Source organism: Pantoea piersonii, from assembly GCF_003612015.1.
In the GTDB taxonomy this organism is placed as follows: Bacteria; Pseudomonadota; Gammaproteobacteria; order Enterobacterales; family Enterobacteriaceae; genus Pantoea; species Pantoea piersonii.
The window spans coordinates 38,686-53,752 of the sequence record NZ_RARB01000014.1 but is presented as its reverse complement, the minus strand read 5'-3'; the positions used below and the strand labels follow the sequence as shown (position 1 = coordinate 53,752).

Genomic DNA, 15,067 nt, shown 5'->3' with positions numbered 1-15,067 from the left:
CTGGCAAGGCTGGGACGGAAGTCGCTGTCGTTCTCAAAATCGGTGGAGCTGCATGATAAAGTCATCGGGCATTATCTGAACATAAAACACTATCAATAATTTGGAGTCATTACCCCTGATTTTTTCTTACTGGCGTAAATTCAGTAATCGTACTATAAGTCCTCGCGGATCAGCCGGACTCACGGGTGTAAACAATGGTGCGGGATTCATGCGGGCGCGTATCGCCAGCTGATCGACAACGTCATTCCATGCCCACTCTTCGTCTTCAGGCTCTGATACCACATAGCAGCGCAGCGTATGGCCAGAGGCCGCTGCAATTCTGCGCGCGAGGTTCAGCAACCGGGGTGCTCCTTCGCCCGGGTAAGCATCAGTGATGAACTGCCCGTTAATGTAAAATGCCTCGGCGCCCGTGTTCAGCGTTATGTGACAGCACGGGCCCAGCACACGCACAATCTCATCCTGCGATACCGGAAATGCATTACTCATCCCTTTCATGCCTGACCTCCCTGTAATTTTCTGACCGTGGCCATAAAGCATGGCCAGTCACTGAAACGCATCGCCGACATGCTGGCAGGTCTGCCCTCGCGGTAAGCCTGCGCAAAACGCTGCGCCTGCACTTCTGTTTTCTTACTGTAACGCATCAGTTAACTCCTTCGCTTCTGCTTTAACCGGCGCGTTTGCTGCCGCGCCGGTGATTCTGACGGCATGACTGCCGTGTTTTACCAGTCGTAAGTTACAAAACCTGGCTGGATGTCTGCATCGCGGTCGAAATGGAACATGCGCGTGCCGGAAAGCCGTAAGACCGTCTCCAGCAGGTAACAGAGGCTTTCTGAAATACCCTGATTACGCAGCCACCGGAGCCTGTCCCCCTCGGTGTCGAGACAGACAAGGTGCCCATAGCCGGTATCGTGTATCCACATCCACGCCCCGTCCCCTTTCTCTGAACGACGTGAGAGCCAGTAAATCCGATCGCTGTCTTCCAGGGTCATGTGCGCGGTGCTCAATATCAGGCATTTTTCGATGCTGGTGGCTGCCTGCCCTGCCCCCCATCTTTCCGAGGGTTCCTGAGCGGCGGTGTTGACGTTCTGTGTGTTCATTCCGGTTCTCCTTTAGTTTGTTAACTCATCTCTCGTCGGGACCTTTCGCGGCAAAGGGCGTGCGCGCGACGGCGATCGGACAAAGCAGGGCCGGCGAAGCCGTACACTTCAGCCTTGCTTTTTCCGGACGACGGTGCGAAACCCGGCCCTCCGCGAGAGAGCCGGTGAGAGATGACCAACGGTAAGACAGGGAATGAACACACCCGGCGCGCCGTTAAGGCGTGACGACATGAAAGCGTCGGCGGACGTATGCCGGCGCGGTGAAGGCGCGGCCGCAGGCCCGCTGCAGCAGTTATCTGTTAAAGCCATCAGACCCTAGCCGGGAGGCCCGGAACGCCACGCGGTCCGGCGGAGCTTACCGGCTCTGCCGGTTAGCGCAGTGGGGGTGACGACCCGGCAGCGCCGGGGAGCCGGAGGGGGGCATACTTCTCATTTTATGGCTTTACGACTTCACTGAATAAAGGTGTCACTTGAATAACCGGGCTTGTTCTTTGTTAACACTACCAACGTATGAAGCTATACCTTTTTTTTCAGGCGGGTGCGAACTGGATATATAGGTTTGCAAAAAATCAACAATCCTTTTAGCTGATATACGCAGTGAGTTTTGGCTAAGCTCTAAATTAAATACATTCACAATTGTTGATGGAAGCTGAGTTTTAGACCGGTTTACCGTATAACCTGACTTAACCAACGCTTCATTGACAGCTTTAAAAGTATCTTCCAGCCTTCCTAAATCATTACCTGACAGAAGGATGTCATCCATATAGATACTTACAGATATATCACCTGATTTACTGATGTTTTTAATAAGATCCCCACAAAAGGATTGATGGAAGCAAAAACTTGCCAGAATTGGTGACTGTGGATAGCCATATGGAATCACATGCTTTAATCCATTGCCGTTTTGGTTTTTCACGGTTGATAACTTAGCGATTTTTCTCGCTTTGTCATAGGGGATGAAATTCCCTAGCGCTCTTGTTATGCGACTTTGGCTGGTGGCGCCAAAAAAATCCTGTATATCGATCAATGCAAAGTATTTTTTTTGAACATGATGATTTGCAGCCGCAACATGACCACCTTCTCTCAGGTGAAACATATAGAGGGGGGATTTCCATTTTGACCTGATATAAGCGTGTATTAGCTTTCCTTGCTTTAACGTAGCCTCATTGGGTATATAAACCCAGCGGCCCGGCTTTATCTCAAATTTATGAAGCCATTCATTTTCTGTATTCATAAAAAAACAAGTAGTTAGGGACTATGTTGAAGAGGCTCAACACCTTCTCAACGAAAGTCCACGACTCGTTGATAAAGGCCAGGACTGCTGTAGCAATCCCGAGCACTTCAACTAAGCCGATTTTATGTTGTTTAGACATAGATCGTTCTCTCTATACAATCCTGACGATTCTTAGCGCAAGCGCATAGCCCAAACTAATAACGCTACGCCCCCTTAAGAGGCGATAAGAAACCTTTGGCAACCCCAAGTAGCGAGAAGCAGCGTATAGCCGCCCGCCGCGACGAACGGTAGCCGTCGGTATGTCGAATAACGACGAGTACAGAGAGGCCGGATAACCGGCTAACGTCAGGAGTGTACAGGTTACACCTTGAGTAAAAGATAAGGAACTGTTTAGCGTTTGCGATCTACATAAGCAACACGCCCTCACTATACATCCCCTATCACCCGTCAACATTAGGATGTAATCCACTGAATCATAAATAGTCCGATTCTTTTGTACATCCTCAAAAAAAAGACGATGCCGTGAAGCATCGTCAAAACGGATTTGCCATCAATGTGTATCCCTGGTGAAGGATTTGAACACTATCGGCGCCAGAGCCTCAAACATTAACAGGTCTGACCGGTCGAGATATTCTGTCTTCATGCAGGCGCAGACAGTTGACTGACAGATGCTCTTTATTCTCAATTAGTCCGGGCGCGCTGGCGCCACACCCACGTCATATCCAGCAGATCGTTCACCCGTACGCCACGACGCCGCCAGTGCGAGTACCATTGCCGGTATGTGCGAACTGACTGGCTGGCCAGCGCCGTTTCGGCCTCACAGATAAGTCTTTCCTGCACTTCAGCCTGGTGCATCAATGCCAGTGAAGTTCGTCGTTCTGACGCTACAGAAGCGGGCCGCCCGATATTCTCAGGCAGGCTCAGCAACGTGATTACAGGGGGGCATGCGTTATCCTTTTTAGCTGCCATACTCGCCTGGGCTACAGACTGCGCAGGGCGTGAAAATACATTTAGCAGCCTGCAGACCCTGTGCCGCTGAGGATAAAGGGGAGGCGCCGCAGGTACTATCATGACGGTATTCATACGTGCGCTCCTTTTCTTCCCAGTACCGCCACGATTTCCGCTGGCGTAATGCCCGCTGAGACCATCTCTTCAATGCGCGTCAGCAGCCGGCCGATGCTTTCCGGCTCAAACTGTTCGGTGTTCAGAACGTACAGCCCTGTGTGATCGGGATTTATCCAGATAAGCCCGTGCCAGAACGGCGACTCGCTGCCCGGGCTCAGGATGTCGAGCGTGACGAGCGGATTTTTGCGGTGCGTCAGACGGAGATGAACCGGGAACACCCCGCCCCACTCTCCCCGGCATTCGCAGTCGGTAAGCCAGGCATTGCTGAGCTGCAGGGCGTTCAGTACAGTCCCGCACAGCCGCCGGCGAAACTCCTCACCGCGCGCGCTGTAGGCCTCAAAGTCGCCCGGCGTGAATGCCTTAAGACGTTGCAGTGTCACGCTCTCATCGCGTGTCAGTTCGCTACCGCAGCAGCTGCGGTAGCCGCCGCGCTGGCGGCCGTAATACGCGGAGGTCTTGCCGTTACGAATTTTTTCTTTAGACTGAGTCGCTGACATATCGAGTTCCTCATAATTTGATTGTCATGCCCTGCGCGGAGTGACAGCTCCGCCAGGGCAACCATCCCGGCCGTTCCGGCCGTATTTCTGCTTCGTTTACCTGCTGTTTTCACCTGATTCGCTGCCTCGCGTGAGCAAAGCCGCGTCATTCAGAACGGGATGTCGTCGTCAAAATCTGCCGGCGGATAATTACCCTGCGGCGGTGCCTGGGGTTCCGGTTGCGGCTGAGCCGCGCTGCGACCGCCCTTACCGCCTTTGCCGCCGTTACCTTTTGCTGCAGGCGGCTGCTGAGGCTGAGCGTTTTGCTGCCCGCTGAACTGCTGTCCGGTTTGCCCGCCAGCGCCATTGCCCCGTCCGCCCAGCATCTGCATGGTGCCGCCAACGTTCACCACGACTTCCGTGGTGTATTTGTCCTGCCCGTCCGAGCCCTGCCATTTACGCGTGCGCAGCTGGCCCTCGATGTAGACCTGCGAGCCCTTGCGCAGGTATTCCCCCGCCACCTCTGCGAGCTTTCCGAACAGCACCACGCGGTGCCACTCCGTGATCTCTTTGCTCTCGCCGGTCTGCTTGTCGCGCCAGCTTTCAGACGTGGCCAGCGTGATGTTTGCGACCGCGCCGCCGTTCGGCATGTAGCGCACCTCCGGGTCCTGTCCCAGATTGCCGACCAGGATGACCTTGTTGACGCCTCGTGAAGCCATGTTCGTTTTCCTCATGCAGTAGGTTTTTAACCACGTCACCCGTTGAGTTTCGGGAGCCGCGGTGTTGACGTTTTGTGGAAATCGGCTGGTTTTTTACTCCGGTATTCACTTCACCCGTTTGAGATCCTTCGCCGCGAGGGCGTAAACCAGCGCGGGTGACGGCAGGCGTCCAGGGCGACGGGGACATTTATTTCTGGTCTAACGCAGTGGCCGGAAATAAATTTTCACGGCGTTCACTTCACCCTGGACGACCACGGCGCCTGTGCTTGTCTCAGCCCCGGCGAAAGGACTTAAACCGGTGAAGCCCGGCGGAAAAGCACAGCACGATGCAGCGGCAACGGCGGCTGAGCGGCAGCGAAACGGCGTTGCGCCTCAGAGCGACGGCGGATTCAGGCCGTCGCGGTTCGCGCCAGCCTGTGGGCTGGCTGCAGCCCCTGCCCTGCCGTGTATGTGTCTGGTCCGGGTTTTATGCGGTACTGCCGGCAGCAGTTCAGCCGGCAGCCTCCCGGCGCACGCGCGTCGGGCAAATACAGATGAGAATGAGAAAGGCGGGTTGAAAGGGTTTCAAGACATACTCCTTATGCGACAGCTCCCTGAAAATGAACATTAATCATACACAACAGGCTTCGCTTAAAAACCCTGCAATGGTCTTTTCAGATGACCGCCAGCACGCTTTGCCTTCAGCCCTCAGACCCCAGCCGGCAGGCCCGGAACGCGTCGCGCGGTCCGGTGAAGCTTACCGGCTCTGCCGGTTAGCTGAATGGGGCTGACGACCCGATCAGGGGAGCCGAAGGGGGCCCTTATCCACATCTTCCCTGCACATCCCGCGCGTAAAGCTGTGGATAAACATCTGCAGCCCTTTCCCGATGGTGCATGCAAACAAACGGTTAATTTATGAGCTGTCGTTTCGCTGTAAATCTTTATAAATCAATGGCTGTATTTTCTTCCCGACGGTGAGGATCAAGCGACTTCTTGCGCGTATCAGGAAGCCAGCTAATAATACTGTAAATACATACAGCGCTTTAACAGGGATTTTAGCTATGTTTAACGCCTTTGAGTTGATGCACCCGGCGGACAATCCGCCGCCCAGCTTCAGGCCTCTTTTCCTGGAACGTGTTCCCTGCGGGTTTCCCTCACCCTGTCAGGACTACGCGGAGCAGGAGCTCGATCTCAACGAATATCTTATAGCCCACCGGGCAAGCACCTTTTTCCTGCGCGCGCAGGGCAACAGCATGCAGGACGTCGGCCTGTATGACGGCGACCTGCTTATTGTCGATCGCTCCCTGACGCCGGAGCACAACGACGTGGTTATCGCCGAGCTTTACGGCGAATTCACGGTAAAGCGCCTTTTGCTTACGCCGAAGGGGCCCGTTCTGCAGCCCATGAATCCCGCCTATCCCGTCATTATTCCGGACCCGGACACGCTTGAGATCTTCGGCGTAGTGGTGCATTTCGTGCATACCCCCCGCAAAAGGAACTGACATGTTTGGCCTGATTGATGTGAACAGCTTTTATGCCAGCGCGGAGAAGGTATTTCGGCCCGACCTGAAAAATGCACCGGTGGCCATCCTGTCGAACAACGACGGCTGCGTTATCGCGCGCAGTAAGGAAGCCAAAAAGTACGTGAAAATGGGCGATCCGTGGTTCAAGATAAAGAATCAGCACTTCCCGGAAAAAATACACGTATTTTCAAGCAACTATGCGCTGTAGTAAGTTAAGTGGAATGCAACATTGAGTGAGTAAACTTTGAGCAGCAAAACTGCTGTCAGGGGTAAACACAATGCTGATTTCACCGAATGAACACAGCCTGTTGCTGGCTGAGCGCTGGCTGAAACTGTTATCCGATCTGGGCCGGGCGCAGGCTACGCTCACCGCCTACCGCAATGCCCTTCGCCATTATTTTGCGTTCTGCAGCCAGAACAGCATTGAACCTGAAAAAGCCCGGTTTGAAGATCTGGCCGCCTACATCAGCCCGCAGTTACCCGGTATGCCCTCTCCCGTGGCCAGCGCCACGCTCCAGCTGCGCCTGTCGGCGATCCGCCTCTGGTATGACTTTCTGATGTATCAGGATCTCTGTCTGGTGAATCCGCTGCCCCGCTCCGGCACGCCTGGCATGCTGAGTTCCGGCAGAGGGCTGGTTCCCCGCGTCGTAAAGCTGCCACGGATCCCTGACGATGCGCAGTGGCAGGCTTTTCTTTTTCATGCTGCCTCATCCCCGCTTCGTGACCGCCTGATGCTGGCATTAACCTATTACGGTGCGCTGCGGCGATCTGAAATTACCTCCTTGCGTGTCGACGACCTCGACTTTGCGCACCGGCTTATCCGTATCCGGGCAGAAACCACCAAGAGCCGGCGTGAACGCATCGTCTGCTACAGCCCGGCCGTGGCGCCCGTGCTGGCGGCCCATCTTATGCAGATGAAGCGGGAAGGGATCGCCAGAGGTGCCCTGTTCCGTTCTGAGTCCGATCGTAACCATGGCGCGCCGCTTTCCTTCTGGACCTGGAGCAAAACGGTACGGAACTGGGCGCTGGTTTCTGGGCTGCCGGACATTTCAACACATACCTTCCGGCACCTTCGCCTCACGCATCTGGCCCGCGCAGGCTGGAAGCTGCACGAGTTGGCGACCTATGCGGGACACCGCGATCCAGGTACTACCCAGATTTACATCCACCTGTCGGGCCGGGATCTCGCCGCCAGGATGGCGGGCGCGATAGAAACGGCAGATATCAGAATGGCGAACCTCATTTTCAGCCAGGAGAGTTAACATGAGCACAAGCACACCGACCGGAATCAGCTGGCGTGCCTTCAGCATTGATGAATACCGGCTTGAGCCGTCACTGACTCCCGATGAACGGACGGCGCTGGCCAGCTCTCACAGCCGGTCCGGCATGTTACGTATGAATCCCGTACCTGATTTTATCAGGCCGCTGAAAGATATTGCCGCCGCAAGCGGATGCAGCAGCAAAATCGTCGGCCTGGTGATAGCGAGACTGCTGCGCGAAATGCAGTTATCCGGCGTTCCCTGCTGGTGCTGGCCACGGGAAAGCTGGCAGACGCTCTGCCGGGAAGTCAGGGAGGGTCGTCCCTTGATGGCCGCTTTTGCCTGGCACCTGGGAGGTCTGCATGACACGCTCAGCCTCCCTGATATCCGGAAACCCGCCCTCTATGCCTGCGCCATCTTCGGTCAGGCTTTTTATTATCAGGAGCTGCACCGGCTGACCGATACGCTGACGTCACTGGGTTATGCCGCGGGAAGCCAGAAACAGCACACATCCGGCGTACTGGCAATCCTAATGATAATGAACAGGGATCCCCGGCTTGAGACGTTTACGACCGAACTGCTCTGGCAGGCACAGAACAGCATCGATAACGCTACATCCCGTTACGTCGGCCGGGTCTCACACGGGCTTGCCGCGCTGGGCATCATCAGCGCCCCGGTGAGGATGCGAAACTACACGAAGTGGTATGAAAAGCCGGTCGAAGGAATCGATCCCGCCTGGGTGTATTGGTGCCGACGCTGGCGGGAAACGTCAGTGCTGCGACCGCGTACCCGGGAAAGCCAGTACAGCTTTATTCTGCGCTGCGGCCTCTGGCTGGCAAGGGAGCATCCGCAGGTGCGGGAACCGGCAGACTGGACGATGGAAATCTGCGCCAGCTTTATTGCGGCGGTGGGCCGGATGAACGTGGATGAGCTTCAGCTGGGCACGGAAAGAGGCACCCGCAAATCGATGCGATCCGGCGAACCCATGATGCCCCACTCCCGCGCGGGTGTGATCTACTCGCTTCGCCGTTTCATGATCGACTATGAAAACTGGGGCTGGGGCCGGCTTCGCTTCAGCCCTGCCCGTCATCTTTCCACACCGGACACGCCCCTGTTCCGTCGCGGCGTCAATCCACGGGTTATCGACGATCCGGTCTGGCTGAAGCTCATCTGGGCCAGCCTGAATCTGCGCCAGGAAGACCTGCTCACTGAAATCCATTATCCGCTGGCCATGCTGCAGGCGATGGCCGTTATCTGGACCCATGCGGGGCTGCGGAAGAACGAGTTGCTCCGCCTGACAACTGGCTGCATAGCGTCGCAGGCAGATGAAATAGTAAAAGATGACGGGAGCGTCATTCCTGCCGGGACCCTGTGCTACCTGCATATCCCCGCCGGGAAGACTTCAAAAGCCTATGTTAAACCCGTGGCGGCCGTGGTGAAAAAATATGTCGACATCTGGCTGGCCGAGCGCCCGACAGAACAGGCCATGCTGTCTGATGAGCGGACCGGTGAGAAAGTCCGGCTTCTGTTTCAATACCGGGGGAAGCCCGCGGGCAGCGCAATTATGAACCGCACGCTGATACCGATGCTGTGTGCAAGAGCCGGCGTCCCCACAGAAGACAGCGGTGGCACAATTACCAGTCACCGCGGGCGGGCCTCCGCAGTGACCGCGCTGGCGAGCGTACCGCAGGGGATGTCGCTGTATGAACTGATGCAGTGGACCGGGCACTCAACGCCACAGTCAACCATGCATTATCTCCGCATCCGCCCGACTCAGCTGGCAGCCTCATTTGTCAAAGCAGACAGGGTCGCACATATGATAAGCGTACTGATTGACCACGATCCGGAAGCCGCCAGCCTGACCGGCCCCGCGACCTACTATGATTTGGGCGATTCCTACTGCACAAATCCGTTCTGAAGTAGCTGTCAGCACCGGATGGCCTGCATCGGCTGTGATTTTAACCTGCTCAAAGACAGCGCGCGGGCTGATACTGGAAAGTAAAGCCTCAGTAAAACGCTACCTTGAAGAAGTCCCTCTCACCGTCGATGAAAAAGCGATTGTAGAGAATGATGCCGAAAAAATAGATCAGGCCCTTAAAAGACTGGCCGTTAAGCCTGGAGGGTGATCCGGGCTGCAACAGGCCAGACGCGGTGATGGCTGACTTGCCTGTGCCTGAATCGGAGCGGAGCGGAGCGGAGCAGGCCAGATTTCCAATTCAGTAAAAATAGCTCCAGAGTGAGTCACATGCCTTTTATCGAATATGTTTTTAGACTATGCTCTTTCAACTAACCCTGGAGCATCCTGGATCAGGAATCAACATGTTATCTCTGACGCCACTACAACTGTTCAAAAACCTTTCGGATGAAACCCGCCTGACGCTGGTGCTGTTGCTGAAAGAGAAGGGAGAGCTTTGCGTGTGTGAACTCACCGGCGCACTGAAACTTCCACAGCCAAAAATTTCCCGTCACCTCGCAATGTTGCGTTCCAGTGGATTACTCAGCGATCGACGCGACGGCAAGTGGATCCACTATCGGCTCTCCCCACACATGCCTGCCTGGGCGGCCTCAGTCATTGAACAGGCATGGCTGAGTCAGCGTGACGAAATCCAAGACCTGGCGGGTCATTCACGGCTCGATCATGCAACCACTAACGGCAGGGCTGTCTGCCTGTAAAAAATTTTAGCCATACATATTCGTTTATCCGAATATATCTGGCGTTAGCTAATTAAAAAGGAGGCAGCATGCTGCTGGCAGGCGCAATTTTTATACTCACCCTGTTGTTCGTCATCTGGCAGCCGCGCGGGCTCAGCATCGGATGGAGCGCGGTGGCCGGAGCCGCGCTGGCGTTGATGACGGGCGTGGTACATATGGGGGATATTCCCGTGGTCTGGCAGATAGTCTGGAACGCCACGGCCACGTTCATTGCGGTGATCATTATCAGCCTGCTGCTGGATGAGTCAGGATTTTTTGAGTGGGCAGCACTGCACGTAGCGCGCTGGGGTGGCGGCAGAGGAAAGCTGCTGTTCACGTATATCGTGCTGCTAGGCGCGGCGGTGGCAGCGCTGTTTGCGAATGATGGTGCGGCGCTGATACTGACGCCGATAGTGATTGCCATGCTACTGGCGCTCGGATTCAGCCGGGGTGCGACGCTGGCGTTCGTTATGGCGGCGGGTTTTATCGCAGATACGTCCAGCCTGCCGCTTATCATGTCCAACCTGGTCAATATTGTTTCGGCGGACTTTTTCCATCTGGGATTCAGTGATTACGCGTCTGTTATGGTACCGGTCAACGTTGCTTCAGTGCTGGCGACGCTCATTATGCTGCACCTGTTCTTCCGTAAGGAAATCCCGGCAAAGTATGACGAGGCGAAGCTCAAAGCGCCACGTGACGCCATCCGCGATATCAGCACGTTTCGTACCGGATGGGTGGTGCTTATTTTGCTGCTGGCTGGCTTCTTTGCGCTGGAACCGCTCGGTGTGCCGGTGAGCCTGGTCGCGGCTGTTGGCGCACTGATCCTCTGGCTGGTCGCGCGGCGCGGCCACGTGATTGATACCCGCAAGGTGCTGCGCAATGCGCCCTGGCAGATAGTGGTGTTTTCACTGGGCATGTACCTGGTGGTCTATGGGCTGCGTAATGCAGGTCTGACGGAGTATCTGACCACGCTGCTCAACGATTTCTCCGCTTCGGGCGTCTGGGGGGCGGCGATGGGAACCGGGTATCTCACGGCCCTCCTCTCATCCGTCATGAACAACATGCCCACGGTGCTGATTGGCGCGCTTTCCATTGATGCCAGTTCGGCACAGGGTATCGTGCGTGAGGCCATGATCTACGCCAACATTATCGGCTGCGATCTTGGGCCAAAAATCACGCCAATTGGCAGCCTGGCAACGCTGCTGTGGCTGCACGTGCTGTCACAGAAAAACATCCGTATCAGCTGGGGTTACTACTTCCGGGGCGGCATCGTTATGACGCTGCCGGTGCTGACCGTTACGCTTGCCGCGCTCGCGCTGCGGCTGTCGATCTGACGATAATCCGGGGCGGCGCATACGGCCCCCCTTACACGAGGTTTTAACATGTTTGACATTACCATTTATCACAATCCCGCCTGCGGCACTTCGCGTAATACGCTGGCGCTGATCCGCAACAGCGGTGCAGAACCCGTCGTGATCCATTACCTGGAAACCCCGCCGACGCGTGAAACGCTCGAGGCGCTGATTGAAGCGATGGGTACCGGCGTACGGGCGCTACTGCGTAAAAATACTGACCCGTATGAACAGCTGGGCCTCGCCAGCGACAGTTTCTCTGATGAACAGCTGCTGGATGCCATGCTGGCTCACCCGATCCTGATTAATCGCCCGATAGTGGTCACGCCGCTGGGAACGAAGCTTTGCCGCCCTTCAGAGGTAGTCCTGGACATCCTGCCAGACCCGCAACAGAGCCCGTTCACAAAAGAGGATGGTGAAGTGATAATCGATACGTTGGGCGGTCGTGTGATTAAATGACATACACTGTCGTCTTCCATGACAACGTTTAGTTTCAGCTGAAGCTGCCATCCTCATGTAAAATGGCTGAACAGACTCCCCGTTAAACCAGATGCAGCCATCGCCAGGCTGCTCCAGAAACTCACACGGATCACACTGCGAAAAACAGGTGCCCCACCCGCTTTCGCAGACAGGGCTCCCAGTAATACAAGAGAAAGCATTGCTGTAATGACAATACGCATAATGCTTACTGGACCAGAAATAAGTATGACGGAACTCAGTGGCAGAAGCGCGCCGGCCATAAAACTTCCCGCAGAAAACAGTGCCGCCATTAAAGGTCTGGCGGTGCTGAATTCAGTTATTCCAAGTTCATCGCGGGCATGAGCATTGAGCGCATCGTGTTTCATCAATGCCACCGCTACCTGCCGGGCAAGAGCCGGATTGAGACCCCTGTGAACATAAATGGCCGTGAGTTCGTGCATTTCACCCGTGAAGTTTTGATCCAGTTCCCTCTGCTCCTCAGCAAGCGCAGCCCTTTCGGTATCGGCCTGGGACGAAACTGAAACATACTCACCTGTAGCCATTGACATCGCACCGGCCACAACACCTGCAATACCAGCCAGTAAAACACTATTGTGGCTGCCACCGCCCGCGACGACGCCAGTCAGAATGCTGGAAGTCGATACAATACCGTCGTTAGCCCCCATAACAGCAGCACGGAGAACACTGGAACGGGAAATCTTATGAGATTCATCATGGCCCATAACTGGCTCTTCATAAAGGGTTACACTGACAGGAATTCAGCACTTTATCTTTATTTCTCAGTATCGTTAATCATCTGATATGTAATGATAAAAAGTCAGATTAACAACTAGAAAACTTGAATTAATCCTCCCAACTGAGAAGCATATGTAGCAGTCCCATGGCTCCATGTGCGTAAAAATAAATTTCAATAAACGTTGTCAGAAATTTGTGCCAGTGGAGATAGTATCTGGCCGTCTCGGCGGGCAACCCCAGTAGACTATTGGTCATGAACCACATGCCGCCAGAGACAGCAACCAGAAGCAGAGAGATAACACCAAGGCCCTGAATTGTCGCAGCGATCCCCCCTTTGGCGGCTTCGGGCAGTTTCAACCGGGCCAGCTGTAACAGATCGATTTTAATACCGCTTAAATCTAAAGTAACCCAGGCAAAGTACCATCTGAAACCACGTTGCGTCAGCATCCATACCAGCAAAGTTACACCGAGAACAATCAACAAAAAACCAGAAATGATATGGAACCAGGTGACCAGTGAGACAAAGCTGTGCTCACTCACCGCCTCACGTTCAGTCAGGTTGGAATTGACAATCTGGGACAGAATCAGCAGGGCTACAGTAATGTGAAGAGCTCGAAAAAAGGGCGCATAGTCATGCGGGAGTAATGCCAAAATTTTGTTTTTCATGATTTCACCATGAGCAAAGGAATTAAGGCTATTTTTTTCCTTCAAGATTAAAACAACCTTAGCTCATTCATAATTTCATATAAAACATGATGATAATGAGTTCCATTATTATTTAATGCGCCGTTTAAGAAATTATCCGTTGATGATCAATATTAAATATCTGGTTCGACACTTCTGCATTTTATCGTACAAGCGCCCTTGTCTTTCCCCTTCCAACCCTCTGTACGTTCACTACACCAGATAAGCATGTTAATGCTGCATGAGAACGTCATATCACACACAGTCATACAGCTAAGTTACGCTAGAATTTCCATTCCACATAAACCATTCTATGAGCACGCGCGTAATGTCCTGCATTGAGGAGATGGTGCCGCGTCTGGAGGTGTATTCGGTTGACGAAGGATTCTGTGACTGCTCAGGTATGCTGATGGCTATGCCGTATGAGGACTTTGGCCGCATGATTCGGGCGCACGTCAGGACCTGCACAGGGCTGACGGTCGGCGTCGGGCTTGGCCCGACGAAGACCCTGGCGAAGTCGGCACAGTGGGCCGGTAAGGAATGGCCTCAGTTCGGCGGGGTGCTGGCGCTCACGCCGGGAAACCCGAGGCGGACAGAAACCCTGCTGTCGCGCCAGCCTGTGGGGGAACTCTGGGGCGTGGGCTCCCGGCTTGAAAAACGCCTGCAGCTGCTCGGCGTAACAACGGCACTTGACCTGGCACGCACCTCCCCTTCTCTCATTCGTAAGAATTTTGGCGTTGTGCTGGAGCGTACTGTGCGCGAGCTTAACGGCGAAAGCTGCATCCCGATGGAGGACGCACCACCGCCAAAGCAGCAGATAGTCGTGAGCCGCAGCTTCGGCGAACGTATCACAGAATACGACGCTATGCGACAATCCGTCTGCGCGTATGCCGAACGCGTGGCGGAAAAGCTTCGCGAAGATCGCCAGTTCTGCTACCACATCTCCGTTTTTATCCGCACCTCCCCTTTCGACACAGGGCAGCCTGGCTACAGAAACATGGCGTTCGTAAAATTACGCGTGGGCACGCAGGACACGCGCAACATCATTGAGGCGGCGATGAAATCCTTGGATGCGATCTGGTGCCCAGGTTTCGCTATGCAAAAGCAGGCATTATGCTGAGCGAGCTGCATCCGAACGGCGTGGCGCAGCTCAACCTGTTTAACGATTTAGTACCGCGCGCCGGCAGTGAAGCTCTGATAAATTAGATGAACCGGTCCGGTCGCTACAGTATCGGCTTTGCAGGCAAAGGCATTGATCCTGACTGGCAGATGAAGCGGGAGATGCTAAGTAAAGCATGGACGACGAACTAGAAAGAAATTCCGGTAGCAAAGGTCTATTAGCGCAGCATGAAAATGATTTTGTTCTTATAGACAGAATTGTATATCAAGAATGTGTTCTCTTTAGTTCGGCTTTAATAGTGAATTTAACGCTGTTTATTTAACAGCGTTTGAAGCGCATTGTAGTCCTTTTCCTCTACAACTTTCAGGCTACCCCGGCTCAGCTGATGGCTTAGCCTGATGTACACATTGCGATATACAAACAGCTGGGACCACGGTCCCAATGAGCAGTTTGATGAACTCTCGTAAGCTGCAATCATCTCAGCGAAAAGCTCATCGCAAACCAGATGATAATGAGATTAGACAATGTGATTTTCTGTTGGGACTGCGGTCCCAACATATACCTAAGCTATCTGCATTAATCTGAAAGCAGGG

The 15,067-nt window shown here is 54.4% G+C and carries 14 protein-coding genes and 3 pseudogenes; 9 read left to right on the top strand and 8 right to left on the bottom strand.

What is annotated here, in order from left to right:
* A partial coding sequence (locus D7S44_RS22180; protein ID WP_000641146.1) for an IS1 family transposase occupies positions 1 to 99 on the top strand: 99 nt, incomplete at its 5' end.
* A gap of 27 nt (positions 100 to 126) precedes the next feature.
* Here the strand turns inward: D7S44_RS22180 and D7S44_RS22175 are convergent.
* The 6 genes from D7S44_RS22175 to D7S44_RS22150 form a co-directional block, all read right to left on the bottom strand.
* Positions 127 to 495, bottom strand: coding sequence for a hypothetical protein (locus tag D7S44_RS22175; RefSeq protein ID WP_120458379.1), 369 nt, complete (start codon positions 493 to 495; stop codon positions 127 to 129).
* On the bottom strand, positions 492 to 641 hold the full coding sequence (locus D7S44_RS23600; RefSeq protein WP_158591302.1) for a hypothetical protein: 150 nt from the start codon (positions 639 to 641) through the stop codon (positions 492 to 494). Before D7S44_RS23600 ends, D7S44_RS22175 begins: the two co-directional genes overlap by 4 nt.
* 78 nt (positions 642 to 719) lie before the next feature.
* A complete protein-coding gene (locus D7S44_RS22170) occupies positions 720 to 1,097 on the bottom strand; it encodes a DUF5983 family protein (RefSeq protein ID WP_120458378.1) in 378 nt (125 codons plus the stop codon).
* Positions 1,098 to 1,563: 466 nt separating this feature from the next.
* Positions 1,564 to 2,331 (bottom strand): reverse transcriptase domain-containing protein, encoded by a 768-nt coding sequence (locus D7S44_RS22165; protein WP_120458377.1) that lies wholly within the window; start codon positions 2,329 to 2,331, stop codon positions 1,564 to 1,566.
* A 1,079-nt stretch (positions 2,332 to 3,410) separates the two neighbouring features.
* The gene (locus D7S44_RS22155) at positions 3,411 to 3,953 is read right to left on the bottom strand and encodes a conjugation system SOS inhibitor PsiB family protein (RefSeq protein WP_120458375.1); all 543 of its coding nucleotides are present in this window, start codon (positions 3,951 to 3,953) and stop codon (positions 3,411 to 3,413) included.
* Between the two features lie 149 nt (positions 3,954 to 4,102).
* A complete protein-coding gene (locus D7S44_RS22150; protein ID WP_120458374.1) occupies positions 4,103 to 4,651 on the bottom strand; it encodes a single-stranded DNA-binding protein in 549 nt (182 codons plus the stop codon).
* 1,040 nt (positions 4,652 to 5,691) lie between these two features.
* On the opposite strand from D7S44_RS22150, the gene umuD reads away from it, so the two are divergent.
* The 7 genes and pseudogenes from umuD (at position 5,692) to arsC (ending at position 11,914) form a co-directional block, all read left to right on the top strand.
* Positions 5,692 to 6,132 carry a translesion error-prone DNA polymerase V autoproteolytic subunit gene (gene umuD, locus D7S44_RS22145; RefSeq protein ID WP_009093276.1) on the top strand — a complete coding sequence of 147 codons (441 nt, stop codon included), beginning with the start codon at positions 5,692 to 5,694 and terminating at the stop codon, positions 6,130 to 6,132.
* Position 6,133: 1 nt separating this feature from the next.
* Positions 6,134 to 6,358 (top strand): annotated as a pseudogene (locus tag D7S44_RS22140) (Y-family DNA polymerase); the annotation flags it as partial.
* Positions 6,359 to 6,431: 73 nt separating this feature from the next.
* The gene (locus D7S44_RS22135) at positions 6,432 to 7,415 is read left to right on the top strand and encodes a tyrosine-type recombinase/integrase (RefSeq protein WP_120458372.1); all 984 of its coding nucleotides are present in this window, start codon (positions 6,432 to 6,434) and stop codon (positions 7,413 to 7,415) included.
* A gap of 1 nt (position 7,416) precedes the next feature.
* Positions 7,417 to 9,538, top strand: a pseudogene (locus D7S44_RS22130) (tyrosine-type recombinase/integrase).
* Positions 9,539 to 9,731: 193 nt separating this feature from the next.
* The gene (locus D7S44_RS22125) at positions 9,732 to 10,085 is read left to right on the top strand and encodes a metalloregulator ArsR/SmtB family transcription factor (protein WP_120458371.1); all 354 of its coding nucleotides are present in this window, start codon (positions 9,732 to 9,734) and stop codon (positions 10,083 to 10,085) included.
* Positions 10,086 to 10,153: 68 nt separating this feature from the next.
* A complete protein-coding gene (locus tag D7S44_RS22120; protein WP_120458370.1) occupies positions 10,154 to 11,437 on the top strand; it encodes an arsenic transporter in 1,284 nt (427 codons plus the stop codon).
* 48 nt (positions 11,438 to 11,485) lie between these two features.
* Positions 11,486 to 11,914, top strand: a complete 429-nt coding sequence (arsC, locus tag D7S44_RS22115; protein ID WP_120458369.1) for an arsenate reductase (glutaredoxin) — start codon at positions 11,486 to 11,488, stop codon at positions 11,912 to 11,914.
* A gap of 53 nt (positions 11,915 to 11,967) precedes the next feature.
* On the opposite strand, the gene D7S44_RS22110 is transcribed toward arsC, so the two are convergent.
* Positions 11,968 to 12,657 (bottom strand): VIT1/CCC1 transporter family protein, encoded by a 690-nt coding sequence (locus D7S44_RS22110; RefSeq protein WP_120458368.1) that lies wholly within the window; start codon positions 12,655 to 12,657, stop codon positions 11,968 to 11,970.
* 121 nt (positions 12,658 to 12,778) lie between these two features.
* Positions 12,779 to 13,336, bottom strand: coding sequence for a cytochrome b/b6 domain-containing protein (locus D7S44_RS22105; RefSeq protein ID WP_120458367.1), 558 nt, complete (start codon positions 13,334 to 13,336; stop codon positions 12,779 to 12,781).
* 313 nt (positions 13,337 to 13,649) lie between these two features.
* Between D7S44_RS22105 and umuC the strand changes: the two are divergent.
* A pseudogene (umuC, locus tag D7S44_RS22100) lies at positions 13,650 to 14,665 on the top strand (translesion error-prone DNA polymerase V subunit UmuC); the annotation flags it as partial.
* Between the last annotated feature and the right edge of the window lie 402 nt (positions 14,666 to 15,067).

What these genes read in the sequence shown, in the direction of transcription:
- D7S44_RS22175 (WP_120458379.1), bottom strand. Translation starts at nt 495, where the DNA reads ATGAAAGGGATGAGTAATGCATTTCCGGTATCGCAGGATGAGATTGTG.
- D7S44_RS23600 (WP_158591302.1), bottom strand. Translation starts at nt 641, where the DNA reads ATGCGTTACAGTAAGAAAACAGAAGTGCAGGCGCAGCGTTTTGCGCAG.
- D7S44_RS22170 (WP_120458378.1), bottom strand. Translation starts at nt 1,097, where the DNA reads ATGAACACACAGAACGTCAACACCGCCGCTCAGGAACCCTCGGAAAGA.
- D7S44_RS22165 (WP_120458377.1), bottom strand. Translation starts at nt 2,331, where the DNA reads ATGAATACAGAAAATGAATGGCTTCATAAATTTGAGATAAAGCCGGGC.
- D7S44_RS22155 (WP_120458375.1), bottom strand. Translation starts at nt 3,953, where the DNA reads ATGTCAGCGACTCAGTCTAAAGAAAAAATTCGTAACGGCAAGACCTCC.
- D7S44_RS22150 (WP_120458374.1), bottom strand. Translation starts at nt 4,651, where the DNA reads ATGGCTTCACGAGGCGTCAACAAGGTCATCCTGGTCGGCAATCTGGGA.
- umuD (WP_009093276.1), top strand. Translation starts at nt 5,692, where the DNA reads ATGTTTAACGCCTTTGAGTTGATGCACCCGGCGGACAATCCGCCGCCC.
- D7S44_RS22135 (WP_120458372.1), top strand. Translation starts at nt 6,432, where the DNA reads ATGCTGATTTCACCGAATGAACACAGCCTGTTGCTGGCTGAGCGCTGG.
- D7S44_RS22125 (WP_120458371.1), top strand. Translation starts at nt 9,732, where the DNA reads ATGTTATCTCTGACGCCACTACAACTGTTCAAAAACCTTTCGGATGAA.
- D7S44_RS22120 (WP_120458370.1), top strand. Translation starts at nt 10,154, where the DNA reads ATGCTGCTGGCAGGCGCAATTTTTATACTCACCCTGTTGTTCGTCATC.
- arsC (WP_120458369.1), top strand. Translation starts at nt 11,486, where the DNA reads ATGTTTGACATTACCATTTATCACAATCCCGCCTGCGGCACTTCGCGT.
- D7S44_RS22110 (WP_120458368.1), bottom strand. Translation starts at nt 12,657, where the DNA reads ATGGGCCATGATGAATCTCATAAGATTTCCCGTTCCAGTGTTCTCCGT.
- D7S44_RS22105 (WP_120458367.1), bottom strand. Translation starts at nt 13,336, where the DNA reads ATGAAAAACAAAATTTTGGCATTACTCCCGCATGACTATGCGCCCTTT.